General features: G+C 42.1%; 16 protein-coding genes. 14 read left to right on the forward strand and 2 right to left on the reverse strand.

Going from position 1 to position 16,856, the window contains the following annotated elements; genetic code table 11:
- The first annotated feature begins 97 nt into the window (after positions 1 to 97).
- The 10 genes from BM398_RS06870 to BM398_RS06915 all read left to right on the forward strand — a co-directional run bounded on the left by BM398_RS06870 (position 98) and on the right by BM398_RS06915 (position 9,578).
- Positions 98 to 1,285 carry a MalY/PatB family protein gene (locus BM398_RS06870; protein ID WP_092337003.1) on the forward strand — a complete coding sequence of 396 codons (1,188 nt, stop codon included), beginning with the start codon at positions 98 to 100 and terminating at the stop codon, positions 1,283 to 1,285.
- 12 nt (positions 1,286 to 1,297) lie between these two features.
- On the forward strand, positions 1,298 to 2,488 hold the full coding sequence (locus tag BM398_RS06875; protein ID WP_330390561.1) for a trans-sulfuration enzyme family protein: 1,191 nt from the start codon (positions 1,298 to 1,300) through the stop codon (positions 2,486 to 2,488).
- Between the two features lie 122 nt (positions 2,489 to 2,610).
- A complete protein-coding gene (locus tag BM398_RS06880; RefSeq protein ID WP_092337004.1) occupies positions 2,611 to 2,772 on the forward strand; it encodes a YezD family protein in 162 nt (53 codons plus the stop codon).
- A gap of 12 nt (positions 2,773 to 2,784) precedes the next feature.
- A complete protein-coding gene (locus BM398_RS06885; RefSeq protein WP_092337005.1) occupies positions 2,785 to 3,657 on the forward strand; it encodes a radical SAM protein in 873 nt (290 codons plus the stop codon).
- Positions 3,650 to 4,024, forward strand: a complete 375-nt coding sequence (locus BM398_RS06890; protein WP_092337006.1) for a NifB/NifX family molybdenum-iron cluster-binding protein — start codon at positions 3,650 to 3,652, stop codon at positions 4,022 to 4,024. The genes BM398_RS06885 and BM398_RS06890 overlap by 8 nt, the downstream gene beginning before the upstream one ends.
- Before the next feature lie 225 nt (positions 4,025 to 4,249).
- Positions 4,250 to 5,098 (forward strand): nitrogenase iron protein, encoded by an 849-nt coding sequence (gene nifH / locus BM398_RS06895; RefSeq protein WP_092337007.1) that lies wholly within the window; start codon positions 4,250 to 4,252, stop codon positions 5,096 to 5,098.
- Between the two features lie 38 nt (positions 5,099 to 5,136).
- A complete protein-coding gene (locus tag BM398_RS06900) occupies positions 5,137 to 6,132 on the forward strand; it encodes a PLP-dependent cysteine synthase family protein (RefSeq protein ID WP_092337008.1) in 996 nt (331 codons plus the stop codon).
- Between the two features lie 26 nt (positions 6,133 to 6,158).
- Positions 6,159 to 7,634, forward strand: a complete 1,476-nt coding sequence (locus BM398_RS06905) for a nitrogenase component 1 (RefSeq protein ID WP_092337009.1) — start codon at positions 6,159 to 6,161, stop codon at positions 7,632 to 7,634.
- A 19-nt stretch (positions 7,635 to 7,653) separates the two neighbouring features.
- Positions 7,654 to 8,952: a nitrogenase component 1 gene (locus BM398_RS06910; RefSeq protein ID WP_027208501.1), complete on the forward strand. Its 1,299-nt coding sequence runs from the start codon at positions 7,654 to 7,656 to the stop codon at positions 8,950 to 8,952.
- A 110-nt stretch (positions 8,953 to 9,062) separates the two neighbouring features.
- Positions 9,063 to 9,578: a NifB/NifX family molybdenum-iron cluster-binding protein gene (locus BM398_RS06915; protein WP_092337010.1), complete on the forward strand. Its 516-nt coding sequence runs from the start codon at positions 9,063 to 9,065 to the stop codon at positions 9,576 to 9,578.
- Between the two features lie 17 nt (positions 9,579 to 9,595).
- Here BM398_RS06915 and BM398_RS06920 read toward each other — a convergent pair whose 3' ends face one another.
- Positions 9,596 to 10,657, reverse strand: a complete 1,062-nt coding sequence (locus BM398_RS06920) for an alpha/beta hydrolase (RefSeq protein WP_092337011.1) — start codon at positions 10,655 to 10,657, stop codon at positions 9,596 to 9,598.
- Positions 10,657 to 11,757, reverse strand: a complete 1,101-nt coding sequence (locus BM398_RS06925; protein ID WP_175531869.1) for a helix-turn-helix domain-containing protein — start codon at positions 11,755 to 11,757, stop codon at positions 10,657 to 10,659. Before BM398_RS06925 ends, BM398_RS06920 begins: the two co-directional genes overlap by 1 nt.
- Before the next feature lie 286 nt (positions 11,758 to 12,043).
- Here BM398_RS06925 and BM398_RS06930 point away from each other — a divergent pair, with 286 nt between their 5' ends.
- From BM398_RS06930 to cooS, 4 genes are read left to right on the forward strand one after another with little or no spacing between them, the layout of a single operon-like run.
- Positions 12,044 to 12,997 (forward strand): ABC transporter substrate-binding protein, encoded by a 954-nt coding sequence (locus BM398_RS06930; RefSeq protein ID WP_092337013.1) that lies wholly within the window; start codon positions 12,044 to 12,046, stop codon positions 12,995 to 12,997.
- Between the two features lie 18 nt (positions 12,998 to 13,015).
- Complete coding sequence (locus BM398_RS06935; protein WP_092337014.1) at positions 13,016 to 13,777, forward strand: ABC transporter permease; 762 nt, start codon at positions 13,016 to 13,018, stop codon at positions 13,775 to 13,777.
- Positions 13,777 to 14,550: an ABC transporter ATP-binding protein gene (locus BM398_RS06940; RefSeq protein WP_092337015.1), complete on the forward strand. Its 774-nt coding sequence runs from the start codon at positions 13,777 to 13,779 to the stop codon at positions 14,548 to 14,550. The genes BM398_RS06935 and BM398_RS06940 overlap by 1 nt, the downstream gene beginning before the upstream one ends.
- Before the next feature lie 12 nt (positions 14,551 to 14,562).
- Positions 14,563 to 16,662 carry an anaerobic carbon-monoxide dehydrogenase catalytic subunit gene (gene cooS, locus BM398_RS06945; protein WP_092337016.1) on the forward strand — a complete coding sequence of 700 codons (2,100 nt, stop codon included), beginning with the start codon at positions 14,563 to 14,565 and terminating at the stop codon, positions 16,660 to 16,662.
- Positions 16,663 to 16,856 lie beyond the last annotated feature (194 nt).

Below are 16,856 nucleotides of genomic sequence, written 5' to 3' on the forward strand. Positions count from 1 at the left end.
AATTCGCATACAATTATATATTATTGAACTGACTAATATGAGACCGCTTGTCATCATACATGATGAGCGGTCTCAATTTTAAAAAGAGGTACTTATCGTGAGCAGATATGATTTTGACAAGGTGACGGACAGGCACGGAACAAGCAGCCTTAAATATGATTTTGGAATAGAAAGAAGAAGGCGCGACGATCTTCTTCCGCTTTGGGTTGCGGATATGGATTTTAAGCTCCCCGAAGAGATACTTGATGACATCAGAGATAGAGTCGATCACGGCATATTCGGATATACAGATCCCAAGGAAGATTATCAAAAAGCAGTCGCAAACTGGTATGGCAAAAGACATGGCTTTGAGATTAAAAAAGACTGGAACACTGTAGTTCCGGGAATAGTTTATGCAATTGCGGTTACTGTAAGGGCTTTTACGAAGCCCGGCGAGAGCGTCATTATTCAGGAACCTGTTTATTATCCGTTTAGAGAAACAATAGAACTTAACAAAAGAAAAGCCGTAAACAATCAGCTTGTATATAGAGACGGGCATTATGAGATTGATTTTGAAGATTTTGAGAAAAAAATTGAAGAAGAAAATGTAAAATTGTTTCTTCTTTGCAGTCCTCATAATCCTGCGGGACGAGTGTGGACAAAAGAGGAACTTATAAAACTTGGCGATATCTGCGTAAAGCATAACGTTACGATATTTGCGGATGAGATTCATTCGGACTTTGTGTTTAGTGGATATAAGCATACTCCTTTTATTACACTTGGAGAAAAATATACAGAGAATCTTATCCTCGGAACTTCACCGAGTAAGACATTTAATATTGCGGGACTTCAGATTGCAAACATAATCATTCCGGATGAAGTGGTAAGGGCTAAATTCAAAACCGAGAATGCTGCAGCGGGCTACAGCCAGTGTAATGTGATAGGTCTATCAGCAACTAAATCCTGCTATGAAAAAGGCGGACAGTGGGTTGATGAGCTGCTTACATATCTTGAAGGAAATCTTGATTACATCAGGTCTTTTATAAAAGAAAAACTTCCAAAGATAAAACTTATAGAACCGGAAGGAACATATCTTATCTGGCTTGACTTTGCAGATGCTTTTGACAATTATCGGGAACTTAGGAAGTTTATAGAAGATGAGGCTAAGCTATGGCTTGACGGCGGAGTTATCTTCGGAAGAGAAACGGCTCTTTTTGAAAGAATCAATATAGCGAGCCCCCGAAGCATCATTGAACAGGCAATGGAGCAATTATACGCTGCATACATAAAAAGATTTGGCAATTAAGGAGGAGTGAATTTGAGTACGGAGATTGACTGTAGACAACAAGAAAAGTACAGCGTGGATACAAAGTGTCAGCTGAATGATCAGAGCCTTAAGGATGCATGGGGAGCGGTTAGTTATCCGATTTATCAGACGGCTACATTTGCGCATAAGGGGCTTGGCGAGAGCACGGGATTTGACTATACGAGAATGCAGAATCCCACAAGGCAGCAGCTTGAGGCGGTTGTAGCTCTTTTGGAAAACGGAAAGGATGCGATAGCTTTTGCAAGCGGAATGGCAGCAGTTGCGGCTGTGATGGAGCTTTTTTCACCGGGAGATCATTTCATAATTGATTCGGATCTCTACGGCGGAAGTGTAAGACTCTTTAACGAGATCAGCAAGAAGAACGGGCTGACTTACACGACGGCTGACTTAAGCAGCGAGGATGTGATTCCTCTTATAAAAGAAAATACGAAGGCTGTGTATCTTGAGACGCCGACTAATCCGATGATGAATGTGACGGATATAGAGGAGCTGGCGAAAAAAGTTCATGAGAGAGGACTTATTCTGATCGTGGATAATACTTTTTTGTCCCCTTATTATCAGAATCCGCTTGATCTTGGAGCAGATATAGTGCTTCATTCGGGAACAAAGTTCCTCGGAGGACACCACGATACTATAGGCGGTTTCGCAATCGTCAAGGATGATGAGATCGATGAGAGACTTCGTTTTATTTACAAGACGACAGGCGCGGGGCTCAGCCCTTTTGACAGCTGGCTTATCCTTCGCGGAATAAGGACGTTGTCGGTAAGGCTTAACAAGGCGCAGGAGAATGCTTTTGCGATTGCGGAGTATCTTAAGAAAAACAAGCATGTCACGAAAGTTATATATCCCGGACTTAAAGAGCATCCCGGTTATGAAATCATGAAAAAGCAGGCAAGAGGCTTTGGCGCGATGCTGACTTTCGAAGTTGATTCCGCTGAGTTTGCAAAAGAGATACTTGCCAATGTGGAACTTATCTATTTTGCGGAGAGTCTTGGCGGAACGGAGACACTTATAACTTATCCGATAACGCAAACTCATGCTGATGTTCCTGCGGACGTACTTGAGAAGAACGGTATAAACGATCGTATTCTCAGACTTTCTGTCGGAATAGAAGGAACGGAAGATCTTATAAGCGAATTTGAAAGAGTGTTTGAAGTGGCAGAAAAGAATACTCAAAAATAAAGGGTTAAGAATTTTTTATACCCTGCTATAAATTTTTAGCGTTTTACAACGTCGCCATGCTAAAGCATAATGCTATTAACACAAATGTGTAAGGCAAAGCACATGATAGAGGAGATAATCTTATGGCAAAGGTAGAAGAACCCCTGACAAAAGAAGTTGATGCAGCTGTTCTGGATGGGATAGTTGAGAGCATCAAAAGTTTGCAGTACGGAACGGTCACGATTACGGTTCACGATGGCAAAGTAACTCAGATTGAGACCAGCCGTAAACAGAGATTCAGCTAGTAGGAGATTAAAATGGCTAGAACATATGAAGAACTTGAGAAAAACCATCCGTGCTTTGGTGGTTGCAAGTTCAACGCAGGCAGAATCCATCTTCCGGTAAGTCCCGGTTGCAACATAGCTTGCAGATTCTGCGACAGGACAATGAACGACGTTGAACAGCGCCCCGGAGTAACGTCTAAAATAATATCACCGGATGAAGCAAATACATTTATAGATAAAGCGCTTGAATTTGTGCCAAATATTAAGGTTGCCGGAATTGCGGGACCGGGAGATACACTGGCTACAGATTATGCATTTGAAACGTTTAAAAAGATCGGTGAGAGTCATCCTGAGCTTCTAAAGTGCATGAGCACTAACGGACTTCTTCTTTATGAGAAGGCTGACGAGCTCATAAAGATCGGAATAGATACTCTAACAGTTACGGTCAATGCGGTAGATCCCAAAATTGAAGCTAAACTGAACGAGTATATAATCTGGCACGGCGAGAAGATATACGGAGAAGAGGGAGCAAAGATTCTCATTGAGAACCAGCTTAAGGGAATCAAAAAGGTTGCCGATGCAGGTGTTACGGTCAAGATAAACACGGTTCTCGTGCCCGGAATAAACGATGAGCACATAGCTACTGTAGCAAAAACGGTCAGAGAATTGGGTGCAATAATCTATAATATAATACCGCTCATTCCTCAGCATCAGCTTAAAGATATACCAAAGCCCACTTGTGAGCAGATTGAAAAAGCAAGAAGTGATGCGGAGCAGTATATCAAGGTATTTAGACACTGCGCACACTGCAGAGCCGATGCGGTCGGAGTACCCGGAATATCAGAGTACAGTAAGCTCGTATATCAGAGCAGATTAAATATAAGGAATACTTTTTCACATGGATAAAGCAGTTTACAGAGTCGCACTCGCATCTACGGACAACAGGTTTGTGGATCAGCACTTTGGAAGAGCTGAGAGCTTCCTTATAGTGGATGTGGATGATAACGGCGATTACGAAGAGATTGAACAGCGATTTGTGAATCCCGTCTGTAACGGAGGACATCACGACGCTGCTAAATTAAAAAGAGGAGTAGACGGAGTTTCCGATTGTAATTTTGTTCTGGCAGCCAGAATTGGAGACGGAGCAAGAGGAGAGCTTGAAGAACGCGGTATTGCGGCATTTGAGATGCCGGGGCCTGTTTCGGAAGCGATAAGGAAACTTGACGGATATCTAAAGCTACTTCAGGAAATGAATAATATAAAAGGACAGTAATGAAGCTGACCGGACAACCGGAGGTTTTGTGAATTTGATCGATTGGATCATTTTTCGCATGCCTTTTTTTATTTGATAGGAAAATCCTATCAAATAAAAGCGCTCCGCTATGGATGCGCACCTCGCGGAAAGGAAGATAATTGCTTCGCAATTCCGCTCGGGCACGCAATAGTCTCAAGAGACTATTGATTATTAGCAATTATAAATTTAAAGGAGAAAGAAAAAATGGCAGAACTTAGGCAGATCGCAATTTATGGAAAAGGAGGAATCGGAAAGTCAACAACAACCCAGAACCTTACGGCAGGACTTGTTGAGCACGGCAAGAAAGTAATGGTTGTTGGTTGTGATCCCAAGGCGGATTCAACAAGACTTCTTCTTGGCGGACTTGCTCAGAAGACGGTTCTTGACACTATAAGAGAAGAAGGTGAGGATATCTCACTTGACCGAATCATGAAGGAAGGTTTTGGCGGTACAAGGTGCGTTGAGTCAGGCGGACCTGAGCCCGGTGTAGGATGTGCCGGAAGAGGTATCATCACTTCAATCAACATGCTTGAGAATCTCGGTGCTTATACAGAGGACCTTGATTATGTATTCTATGACGTACTTGGTGACGTTGTCTGCGGTGGTTTCGCAATGCCTATTCGTGAAGGTAAGGCGAAAGAAATCTATATCGTAGCAAGTGGTGAGATGATGGCTCTTTATGCCGCAAACAATATCTCAAAGGGTATCCAGAGATATGCAAGAACAGGTGGAGTAAGACTTGGCGGTATCATCTGTAATTCAAGAAACGTTGACAGAGAGCTTGACCTCTTAAGAGCATTTTCAAAAGAGCTCGGAACAAAGCTTCTTTACTTCGTTCCCAGAGATAACGTTGTTCAGCACGCTGAGATCAATAAGAAGACAGTTATCGAGTACAAGCCCGATTCAAATCAGGCGCAGGAGTACAGAAATCTTGCACAGGCAGTTATCGAGAACACAGACTTTGTTATCCCGACACCCATGACTCAGGAAAGACTTGAAGAGATCCTCATGGAGTACGGAATGATGGAACTTTCAGATGATTACAAGATCTGATCGCTATTAAGAAAATGCACAATTAAGGAGGACTATGTATGTCAAACGTATATAAATCAATCACAGAATTGGTAGGAAAAACACCGCTTCTTGAACTTTCAGGATTTGAAAAACATCACGATCTCAAGGCAACCGTTATCGGAAAGCTTGAGTATTTTAACCCCAACCAGAGCGTAAAGGACAGAATTGCCCTTGCAATGATAGAAGATGCCGAGAAGAGCGGAAGGCTTAAACCCGGCGATACGGTTGTTGAAACAACAAGCGGAAACACAGGTATCGGACTTGCTGCAATAGCTGCAGCAAAGGGATATCCTTTCAGAGTTTATATTCAGGATCAGGTTAGTAAAGAGAGATTCCAGGTAATTCAGGCATTTGGCGGAAAGACAATTAAGCTTGGTGATGAGCCTGTTATCGCAAAAGTTCTTGAAGAGACAGGCGGTGACTTCGTTGCTGCTATCAAGGCACTCAAGGAAGATGTTCTTGATAAGGAAGAGAATGTCGTATTCCTTGATCAGTGTTCGAATCCCGCAAACCCTGCGGTACATAAGAGAACAACAGGTCCCGAGATCTGGGAAGATACAGACGGTGAAGTTGATATCCTCGTTGCCTGCGTAGGAACAGGCGGAACAATCTCCGGAACAGGTGCTTACCTCAAGGAAAAGAATCCGAACATCAAGGTAGTCGGAGTTCAGCCAGGTCCTAATTCACTTCCCGATAAAGATAAGAATCAGCCTGAAGAAGAAATTACAGGTGTACATCCTTTTGAAGGAGTTCCTGACAATCTTGTTCCTTCAACACTTGATAGAAAGATATATGACGAATATATCGAAGTTGAAGCACTTGAAGCTTTTGAGGCTGCAAGAGAGGTTGCGGCAAACGACGGTATCCTTATAGGAACATCTTCGGGTGCGGCTCTTTATGCGGCAAAGTTACTTGCTCAGAGGCCTGAAAATGCAGGAAAGAAGATAGTTGCGGTATTCCCTGACACAGGACTCAGATATCTTTCAACCAACCTTTTTGCAACACAAGACTAAGAAAAAAGCAGGAGATAAAAGATAACATGGCAACTAATTTAAATAATTCCAATGTAGCTACCAGAGAGAACCGAATCGGATCTATCACCGGCTACATCGGTTCACTCAAAGATCTTGCAAGCCAGAGTGAATGCGGTACTTTGAAAGGCTGTTCAAGATGTTTTTCGCAGTCAAGTTCATGTCTTTCAAGCTGTGCGCTCGGTCAGCTTTCAGCTATAAGAGATATTGCTATTATTCATCACGGCCCTGCGGGATGTTCCGTTGCGGCAGCAGGTACATATTACCTTGATAAGGTTATGGCCAAAAAACGTGGTGTAACAAATAACACTGTTTATGTCGGAACCGATATGAACGAGAATGATACAATCTTTGGCTCAACGTCTACACTTCGTAACATCATCGTTGAAGTAAACAAAAGATACAGCCCCAAGGCAATCTTTGTTTCAAGTTCCTGTGCAACAGGTATCATCGGTGAGGATATCGACAGTATCGTCGATGAGTTAAAAGAAGAGATTGATGTGCCTATAGTTGCGGTTCACTGTGAAGGATTCAAGTCAAGAATCTGGGCAACAGGTTTTGATATCGCAGACCACGCGGTGCTTCAGTCAATAGTTCAGCCTCCGAGAGAAGGAGTTAAGAGTAACAAGATCAACTTTAAGAACTTCTATGAGAGTGCAAGACCTGAGATCATCGAGATGTTCAAGAACTTTGATCTCGAGCCTACATTCCTTTACTGTAACTCAACGGTTGAAGAACTTTCACATATTTCGGAAGCCGTTGCCACAACATGTATCTGCGGAACACTTGGAAACTACTTAGGAAACGTTCTTGAAGAGAAGTACGGCGTTCCTTACGTAAGAAGTATCAACCAGTGCGGTATCGTAGGATTTGAAGCATGGCTTCGCGAGATCGGTAAAGTTACCGGAAGAAGCGAAAAGATTGAGAAGTACATTGAAGAACAGCGTGCAATCTATCTTCCCAAGATTGAAGAAGTTAAAAAGGAGCTCAAAGGACTCAGAGCAGTACTCGGCATGGGCCCCGGTTATACTTTTGAAGTATCCCGTGTTCTTAATGAACTTGGAATTGAGGTTGTATGGGCACTTGCATGGCACTATGACAAGAAGTATGAGAACGGAGATGTTCCGCCTTCAATGAAATATCTTTTGGATAACAATATTGATTTCGAGGCCAGTGTTGCCGACCAGCAGAATTTCGAGGTTATGAATATCCTCAACAAATATCAGCCCGATCTGTATCTATCAAGACATCCGGGTTCAACCGTATGGGCTATCAAGAACGGAACACCTTCTGTGTATGTTGCCGATGAGTATATGATCTTCGGTTACAAGCACACATTGGAATTTGCATATTCCATACTCGATAGCATCAGGAACAGAAGCTTTGAGAAGAACCTCGCAAAGAGGACAAAGCTTCCTTACACGGATTGGTGGTACAAGCAGAACGTAGGAGCTTTCCTTGTGCAGGAAAAGGACAAAAAATGATTCACGGAGGCTGATATAAATGGCAAAGTTACTTGATAAACAAAGATATAAGTGTGCACTTGGCGCGATGCAGACAGTGCAGGCAATAGAGAGAGCCATTCCGATCCTTCATTCGGGTCCGGGATGTGCGCAGAAGCTTTCCGACGGAAACGGAAGCAGCGGATATTTTTCACCGAATATTTTTCCCTGTACCAGTATTAATGAAAAAGACGTTGTATTCGGCGGTGTAAAAAAGCTTCATTCAACAATCGAGAATTCGCTCAAGGTCATCGATGCAGACCTCTATGTGGTTCTTACAGGTTGTATTCCTGAAATCGTAGGTGATGATTCGGGTGAAGTCGTATCTGAATTTGCAGATGCGGAGAAGCCTGTAATCTATGCTCCCACAGCGGGATTTAAGGGGAACAACTATAGAGGTCATGAGCAGATAATTGATGCGATCATAGATCAGTATGTAAAAAAGACTGACAAGAAGGAGAAAGGACTTGTAAATATCTGGGCCGACGTTCCTTATCAGGATCTTTACTGGCTCGGAAACTTAAGAGAGCTTGAGAAGCTGTTAAAAGAGATTGGGCTTACTCCCAACACTATCTTCGGATATCAAAGAGGAATCAAGAATATAGACAAGATTGCTTCGGCTGAGTTTAACCTTCTTATTTCTCCTTGGGTTTCTGTTAAGAACGTAAAGAAGATGGAGAAAAAGCTCGGCATTCCTTATCTTCACTACAGCACACTTCCAATTGGAGCTTTCGAGACAAGTAAGTTCTTAAGGGAAGTCGGAAAGTTTGCGGGAGTGGATGAAAAGAAGGTCGAGGACGTAATAACAGAGCATGAAAATTATTACTACTACCTCATCGAGAGATTTGCGGATCTTTTCCTTGAGAACCGAGTAATCAACAAGCAGTTCTCTGTTGTAGCGGATGCTCAGTATGCTCTTGGAATTACCAAGTTCCTTACAAACGATCTCGGACTTGTTCCCGCAAAGCAGTTCATTACCGATGATACGCCGAAGGAATACAGGGAAGCGATTACCGAAGAATTCAAGAAGCTCAACTACGGACTTGAAGCTGAGGTTGTATTTGAGACAGACAGCTACAAGGTTCATGAGCAGATAAAGAGTCATGACTATCACGGATATCCGCTGGTTCTCGGTGGTTACTATGACAAAGAAGTGACGGAAGACTTAAAGGGTAACTTCCTTAATATCTCATGGCCCGTTAAGGACAAGATTGTTCTTAATGATGCAATTGTTGGATACGAGGGCGGTATCAGACTTATTGAGGATATCTACACGGTAGCATCACAGAGATTCAACTAAAGAAATATTGATTCAGTCAGTGTTTCACTAATAGATAAACACAGCGACAACACAGCTTTTTGATTCAACAATCTGCCTAAAGTTCGTGTTTAATATAAGAGGAAAAAGCGATGTCATATTTGATTGCTGTCGCAACATCAGATGCCAAGGCCGTTGACCTTGGCTTTGGTGCTGCTAAGGGGTTCCATATCTACGAGGTGGAAGGAACCGATTATAAAGAAAAAGAATACAGAGAGTTTACGGAAGAAGAGATAAGTTCCGGCGCAGGTGCAAGGAATGAAAAAGGAGGTGAAGATACTGCATCGCAGATAAGTAAATGCGCAGAATCGCAAGAAGTTTGCGGCGGACAGACTTCCGGTTGCGGCGCCGGATTGCAAGGTGGCTGTGGCGGAAACGGCGGTGGACACGGCGGCTGCGGAGGAAGCGACGGAGCGCTCAAGAAAGTTGAGCTCATTGCAGATTGTCGAAGCCTTGTCTGCAAGAAAATCGGTTTCCAAGCCCAGAAACAGCTCGAAAAGAAAGCTATCGCAGGCTTTGATGTAGAGTGCAGCGTCGATGAAGCTCTCACCAAGATCGCAACTTATTTTGATAAGATTGATAATCACGTAAGCCTTAGAAGAGGATGATTGACTCGAAGTGAAGATTACTTATTTTTCATTCGATTTGCGATATCGTGAACATATTCAGAAAATTCCTCGGATCTTGATTCAAGAAGTCCGTGTGTAGCATTTTTCATGACGTACATTTTCTTATCGGGAGCATTTACCTTTTCAAAATACTCACAAGCCATATCGTAATTGGTCTGGTAATCCATGTCGCCGTTTATATTGTAATACGGCACTTTGTAGTCATATTTTCCGCTAAGCGAGCACTCATAAAGACCATGAGCAAAAAAAGACATATATGGATCCATCGAGATTGCAATATTTTTTACATAGCCGATATAGTCTTTTACCATGTAATTTGGATTAAAAAGAATCGTCGCAATCATATTGTAATCTCGACCATCTTTCATCATCCCATAACCGTACCTTTCCATTACTTTGTTTCTGGCGGCCATGGCCTCAAGGCTATCCGCGTTATCGGGCGACCATTTTTCAAGAAGTGCCTCTCCTTGAGCATCGCCATTTGTCCATTCTTTTGCCGCAGCATAGAGTCTTACTTCATTTTCATAGATGTCTATACATTGTCCCGTTCCGATAAAAGCGTCGTAGTACTGCGGATATTCCAATGCCAGATTTGCGCCAAACATAGATCCCCATGAATGTCCAAGCAAAGTTATTTTTTCTTTTCCCATATAAGATAAAAGAAACTCAGTCATTGCCTTGCCGTCGGCCATCATAATATCCTTGGTTATCTTATCCGAAATATTTTTCTTATCAAAGCTCTTTCCGACATTCCTCTGATCCCATGTAACAACAGTATATACGTCGCTCCACTTTCGGGTAAAAGAATAATCTACGGGACTTGTTGCAGATCCCGGCCCTCCGTGCAGATACAAAAGAACGGGATTGTCTCTGTCTTGTCCATAAATGTTTATCCATTGTCTGTTTCCGTTTATATCAACGTAAAAAGATTCATTTATCCCGCCTTTCGGTGTTATCTTATTTATTCCCATTCCGACAGATCTGACAACAGCTAAGATTATTATCATCGTTGCCAAAACCATCAAAACTGTCTTTACAGTCTTTAGTGCTGTTTTCATTATGCTTTCTCCCAACAATCGATTATTTTATTATGTGTTTTTTTATCGACACCGGCCATTTTTACAATCTGTTTGCTAAGTACCGTGCTTATTCCGGAAACTGCCTTTTCTCCAATGCTATCGATGGTATAAAAATGCTCTTTGTCCGCATGATAGAATTTAAGGTGCCTTGCTACGTCATTTGAGCCATTCTTGTCAAATTCCATCGCAAGCTTTTTTCCCTTGGAAATAAACTTTGTCATTCCGTATTCATCTTTGATACATGCACAAAAATACGCTTTTATCACATAATAAAAAGCCACATACTTACTAAAACATCCAATCTCATCTTTGGAGAATTTTTTGATCACATCAATCATCGTATCCGTCAGACATATTGATTCTTCGAGGTTTTTCTTTTTGCCCGTACCTGCAAGGGCCATTATCATGTACATCGATGAGTCTATTAATTCTCCGAGATGATTTATTATGCCTGATGTGCTATAGTTAAGCGCCTGATCCGGCTCTTCATTCTGCAGATATATAAGTGCCAGGACAGTATCGTTTATTCCTCCGAAGTTTATCTCCTTAAGACGTTCAAGCGCCGCCTTTTCATCAATGATCAGGTAATTGTATGCAATATTGCTCCTTATCACATAATCATTTATGTCCGGGTTCTTGTTCTGCGAAAGGTATTCAAGTGATTTGGTAAAAAGATCTATTGCCATCCTTGCATCATTCTTATCTTGATTCTCAAGGGCCTTCACATGATAGATCATCGCTGATGAAAATATTACAGAAAAATCATGGGGATATCTGTTAATGGCATCACGTGATATAACTTCCGCTTCCTCAAATTTGTGCTTGGAAACAAGTGAGTCAATGTTGGCAACAATGTCTTCCACTTTCTTGGATACCATGTCGTATCCAAGAAGAACATCAACCGAAACATCAAAAAAGCCTGCAAGTGTTGTAAGCATCATGATATCAGGAGTATTGTTACCGTTTTCCCACTTGGACACCGCGCCGACCGTAACGCCGAGCATCTCTGCCAATTTTTCCTGTGTCAGGTTCTTCTCTTTTCTGAATTTCTTTATATTTTCATGCAGTTTTAATTTCATCTGTCGTTCCTTTCTGCATTGGTTATATTTTATTGGGAATCCAAAAGAATTATAATATATCATTTGTACAATCCGGACACTTTATTTTTTTCATATTGGAAAATTCATGAAATATCACATAATAAAGACCTTATGGGACAGCGGTGCTTGGGAATAAGCAAAGTTTATAATCCACTATAAGTGTTTCTTAATTTTCATCTCAATTCGCGTGTGTTATTATTCAATCAAAATAAAATTACCTATTGACCCAGTGGGTGAAAAGACATTATAGTGGAGGATGGTTATTATGAAAAAACATTTATTATTGACATTACTGATCGGAACAGTGCTTACGCTGTCAGGATGCGGAAATTCCAATGTCGGAAGCGCAAGTGCCAAAGCAGCAGGTGGCGCAAAGGCCGAAGAAACAGTGAAGATTGCATATCTTCCCATAACACATTCACTCGCTGTATTGGAGGAAGCAGAGGAGCTTGCCAATAATGAAAAAGTAAATGTTGAGCTTGTTAAGTACGGTTCCTGGCCGGAACTTCTGGATGCTCTTAATTCCGGAAATGTTGACGGAGCATCGGTTCTTATAGAGCTTGCAATGAAGTCGAAAGCTGAGGGCGTGGGAATAAAAGCTGTCGCGCTCGGACATAAGGACGGAAATGTTCTCATCGTTTCAAATGATGTTAAAGACGGCGCCGATCTTAAAGGAAGAACAATAGCTATTCCTCATCGTCAGTCTTCACATAACATCCTGGTAAATGATGCGCTTGCAAAGAACGGACTTACGATTGATGACATAAATGTTGTGGAACTTGCACCAACAGAGATGCCTTCGGCACTTGTTACAGGAACAATAGACGGTTACTGCGTCGCGGAACCTTTTGGTGCGGTAGGTGTTTCGACAGGAAAAGGAAAAGTACTGTATACCTCCGAAGAATTGTGGGAGGATTCGGTTTGCTGCGCACTTGTTTTAACGGATGATTTTATAGACAAGCATGCTGATACAGCCAAGGCATTTGTTGAAGGATACAAGACAGCGGGAAATAATCTTAATTCCGAAACAGCCCAAACTGTTGCAGAGAAATATCTTAAGCAGAAAAAAGATGTACTTGAAACATCTTTGAAATGGATTTCTTATGATGACCTTGAGATTACAGAGGAACAATATAACAAGCTTACCGAAAAGGTGAAGGAATACGGACTTTCAGATAACCCGCCCGCATATTCCGAATTTGTAAAGAATGACTTTTAAATAAGGCAAGGGGACATGATGAAAAAAATACTCTCTCTTAAATACGTTGTTGTATCAATACTTATCTTACTTGGAATCTGGCAGCTGGCATTTTGGATAAGCGACTACAGTTCGGCTTTATTTCCGTCGCCCTTAATGGCGATTGAAGCTCTGTTTGAAATGATAGCAGACGGTACGCTACTTGCATCCATAGCTGCGAGTATGTACAGATTTGTAATAGGTTATGGATTATCGGTTATTATAGCAGTCTTTCTGGGACTTATTTTAGGAAGTCTTCCCAAGGTGTTTAAATATGTGAATCCTTCACTTCAGCTTTTGAGACCGATATCACCGACAGCGTGGATGCCTTTTGTGGTACTTCTGTTTGGAATAGGTGATCTTCCTGCGATCGTTATTATTTTTATAGCAGCTTTTTTCCCCGTATTACTGTCTACGGTATCGGCTGTAAATAAGATTGATGATATGTATTTCAGAGTAGCTGATAATTTTGGAATAAAGCAGCCGCAGCTTATGTGGAAAGTTATCCTTCCTGCGGCGTTCCCTCAGATTGCCAATGCCGTTCATCTTGCTCTTGGAAGCGCATGGATATTCCTTGTTGCGGGTGAGATGGTAGGAGCGCAGTCGGGACTAGGTTTCCAGATTATTGATGCGAGAAACAATATCAGAGCGGACATCCTTTTGGCAACAATTCTTGTGATAGGCCTTATTGGACTGTTACTTGATTTCCTTATCGGATTGTTGGAAAAAAGAATTCTTAAGGCCTGGGGAGGAGAGCAGTAATGTCATATATTCATATAGAAAATGCAGGAAAAACCTTCATACAGAATGGCACGCAGTTCACAGCTTTGTCGGATGTAAATCTTGATATTGAAAAAGGTGAGTTTATCTGCCTCCTTGGTCCTTCGGGCTGTGGAAAAAGTACTCTTTTAAATGCTATTGCAGGCTTTGATCCGGTGAACCTTGGAAGCGTTAAGATTGATGGCAACGAAGTGATGGCGCCAAGCACAAAGAATGTAACTATCTTCCAGAACTATGGCTTGCTTCCGTGGCGTACTGTCATAAAAAACGTAGAACTAGGGCTGGAATCAAAAGGTATTGAAAAAGAAAAGAGAAAAGAAATTGCAAAAGAGTACCTTAAACTTGTAAAGCTTGAGAACTTTGCGGATAGTTTTCCAAGGCAGCTCTCCGGCGGAATGAAACAGAGAGTTGCGATAGCCAGGGCACTTGCCGTGGAGCCCGATATCATCTTTATGGATGAGCCTTTCGGAGCATTGGATGCGATTACCAGAATGAAGCTTCAGGATGATATTTTGGATATCTGCAAGAGCCAAAAGAAAACAATCATTTTTGTAACACATGACATTGAAGAAGCTGTTTATCTGGCGGACAGGATTGTTGTAATGACACCCAACCCCGGCAAAGTAAAAGGTGTTATAACAGTTCCGATTCACCATTTCAGAGACAGAACAAGCGGAGACTTTTTGCTGATAAGAGACAAAATCTTTGATCTATTGCAAATGAAGATAGAAGAAGATATTGAATATACGATTTAAGGTAGGGAAAAAATGAGCCACACACATTCACATGAACACGAACATCACCACCATCATGGCAAAAACGGATTAGAGCACATTCATTCACACAGAAATCTGATCGGTTTTGATGAGCATGGTATTCCGACAGTGACACTTAAGGCAAGTGACCACGGCGGAGAGAGTAGTCCCGAGGATTTTACCAAGGACTATATGAACGCTGTGGCGGAATATAGAAAGACATTTCCGTCAAAGCAGGACGTAATCGATAATACACCCGATCCGGCCGTAAGGGAGATGATCCTTAGGATGGAGCAGATCGGAATAGATACGGCTTTTGACAGGTTTGATGCTCAGAAGCCGCAGTGTGCGTTCGGACTTAGCGGAACATGTTGTAAGATCTGCAACATGGGACCTTGTCATATCACTGCGAAAGCACAGAGAGGTGTTTGCGGTGCGGATGCGGATCTGATAGTTGCGAGAAATCTTTTGCGTTCAGCGGCTTCAGGTGCGGCTCAGCATGGTATGCATGCAAGGGAAGTCATGCTTACTTTGAAAAAAGTTGCTGAGGGAGAACTTGATATTCCTATCCTTGGCGAGCAAAAGATAAGGAGCACTGCGGAAGCATTTGGAATAAAGCAAAAGAACAGACAGCTTAAAAATGTCGCAAAAGATCTAGCGGATGCTTTGCTTGAGGATATGTCCAGAAGTGTTCCCGATGATTATAAGACAATAAAGGCCTGCGCACTTCCCGAGAGACAGAAGGTTTGGGAAGATCTGGATATTCTTCCAATCAGTGCTTACCATGAAGTTTTTGAAGCATATCATAAGTCGGGATGTGCTACGGACGGTGACTGGAAGAGCATCATGCAGCAGTTCCTTCGCTGCGGACTTGCATTTACTTTTTCAGGTGTTGTCGGAGCAGGCATTGCGACCGATGCATTGTTTGGTGTCGGTGACAGAGTTACGTCCAAGGTCAATATCGGTGCGCTCAAAAAAGGCTATGTAAATATTGCGGTGCACGGACATCTTCCAACACTTGTAAGCCAGATTGTTGCCGCAGGAAAAAGAGAAGACCTGATTGAACTTGCCAAATCTAAAGGTGCAAAGGGCATTCGTTTCTACGGTATCTGCTGTTCCGGACTTTCTGCGATGTACAGAGACAGTGGTGTTATTCCGCTTTCAAATGCGGTTTCGGCGGAACTTGTACTTGCTACCGGAGCGCTCGATCTGTGGGTTGCGGATGTTCAGGATGTATTTCCTTCAATCATGGATGTTGCTAAGTGCTTTAAGACTGTTGTGGTTACAACAAGTGATTCTGCAAGACTTCCGGGGGCTGAGAGATATGAATACGATCATCACCACAGCAATATAGGTCAGACTAAGGAACTTGCAGAGAAGATAGTAAGACGTGCGATCGAAAGCTTTGAGATCAGAAAAGGAATGCCAGTATATATTCCACCATACGAGGTAGAGGCAGAAGTCGGATTCTCTGTTGAGTATGTTCACAAGAGATTCGGAAGCATGAAGCCTCTTGCCGAAGCAATTAAATCGGGACAGATCCTTGGTGTTGTAAATATGGTCGGATGTAATAATCCTAAGGTCCTTTATGAGAAGTGCATTATTGATGTGGCCGATGAACTTCTTAAGAACAACGTTCTTATTATCACCAACGGATGTGCATCTTTCCCTCTTATGAAGCTTGGATATTGCGCAGTTTCGGGAAAAGAGAAGGCAGGAGAATCCTTAAGAGAATTTCTTGAGCCCGACCTTCCGCCCGTATGGCATGTCGGAGAGTGTATTGATAATACACGTTCTACAGGTATATTTGCGGGAATTGCAGGCGTGCTTGGAAAGAATCTCTACGAGCTTCCTTTTGCATTCTCATCTCCCGAGTGGGGAAATGAAAAGGGAATCGATGCGGCACTTGGATTCAGACTTAACGGAATCAGTTCTTATCACTGCGTTGAAGCTCCGATCTTTGGCTCAAAGAATGTAATCGAGTTCCTTAAACACGGCACAAAGGAGCTTCTTGGTTCAACAATGAATGTAAACACGGATCCTGTAGCACTTGCAAAACAGATTGTACAGGATATGAAAGATAAGAGAGCAGCCCTTGGTTGGGATAAATAAGTATTATCATAACGATGTAAAATATGGGCGTAATGCGAAAAATAGGCATTACGCCCATATTATATTTTATTATATTATTTTATATTACTTTATATCATATTATATCGTTTTATATCGTATTATATTGTTTTATATCGAATTATATCGTATTATATTTTTGTAATGGAATTATATAGTAGACGATAGAGTAATCA

This window comes from Butyrivibrio sp. M55, from assembly GCF_900116865.1.
Classification (GTDB): Bacteria; Bacillota; Clostridia; order Lachnospirales; family Lachnospiraceae; genus Butyrivibrio.

What these genes read in the sequence shown, in the direction of transcription:
- BM398_RS06880 (WP_092337004.1), top strand. Translation starts at nt 2,611, where the DNA reads ATGGCAAAGGTAGAAGAACCCCTGACAAAAGAAGTTGATGCAGCTGTT.
- BM398_RS06885 (WP_092337005.1), top strand. Translation starts at nt 2,785, where the DNA reads ATGGCTAGAACATATGAAGAACTTGAGAAAAACCATCCGTGCTTTGGT.
- BM398_RS06890 (WP_092337006.1), top strand. Translation starts at nt 3,650, where the DNA reads ATGGATAAAGCAGTTTACAGAGTCGCACTCGCATCTACGGACAACAGG.
- nifH (WP_092337007.1), top strand. Translation starts at nt 4,250, where the DNA reads ATGGCAGAACTTAGGCAGATCGCAATTTATGGAAAAGGAGGAATCGGA.
- BM398_RS06900 (WP_092337008.1), top strand. Translation starts at nt 5,137, where the DNA reads ATGTCAAACGTATATAAATCAATCACAGAATTGGTAGGAAAAACACCG.
- BM398_RS06905 (WP_092337009.1), top strand. Translation starts at nt 6,159, where the DNA reads ATGGCAACTAATTTAAATAATTCCAATGTAGCTACCAGAGAGAACCGA.
- BM398_RS06910 (WP_027208501.1), top strand. Translation starts at nt 7,654, where the DNA reads ATGGCAAAGTTACTTGATAAACAAAGATATAAGTGTGCACTTGGCGCG.
- BM398_RS06915 (WP_092337010.1), top strand. Translation starts at nt 9,063, where the DNA reads ATGTCATATTTGATTGCTGTCGCAACATCAGATGCCAAGGCCGTTGAC.
- BM398_RS06920 (WP_092337011.1), bottom strand. Translation starts at nt 10,657, where the DNA reads ATGAAAACAGCACTAAAGACTGTAAAGACAGTTTTGATGGTTTTGGCA.
- BM398_RS06925 (WP_175531869.1), bottom strand. Translation starts at nt 11,757, where the DNA reads ATGAAATTAAAACTGCATGAAAATATAAAGAAATTCAGAAAAGAGAAG.
- BM398_RS06930 (WP_092337013.1), top strand. Translation starts at nt 12,044, where the DNA reads ATGAAAAAACATTTATTATTGACATTACTGATCGGAACAGTGCTTACG.
- BM398_RS06935 (WP_092337014.1), top strand. Translation starts at nt 13,016, where the DNA reads ATGAAAAAAATACTCTCTCTTAAATACGTTGTTGTATCAATACTTATC.
- BM398_RS06940 (WP_092337015.1), top strand. Translation starts at nt 13,777, where the DNA reads ATGTCATATATTCATATAGAAAATGCAGGAAAAACCTTCATACAGAAT.
- cooS (WP_092337016.1), top strand. Translation starts at nt 14,563, where the DNA reads ATGAGCCACACACATTCACATGAACACGAACATCACCACCATCATGGC.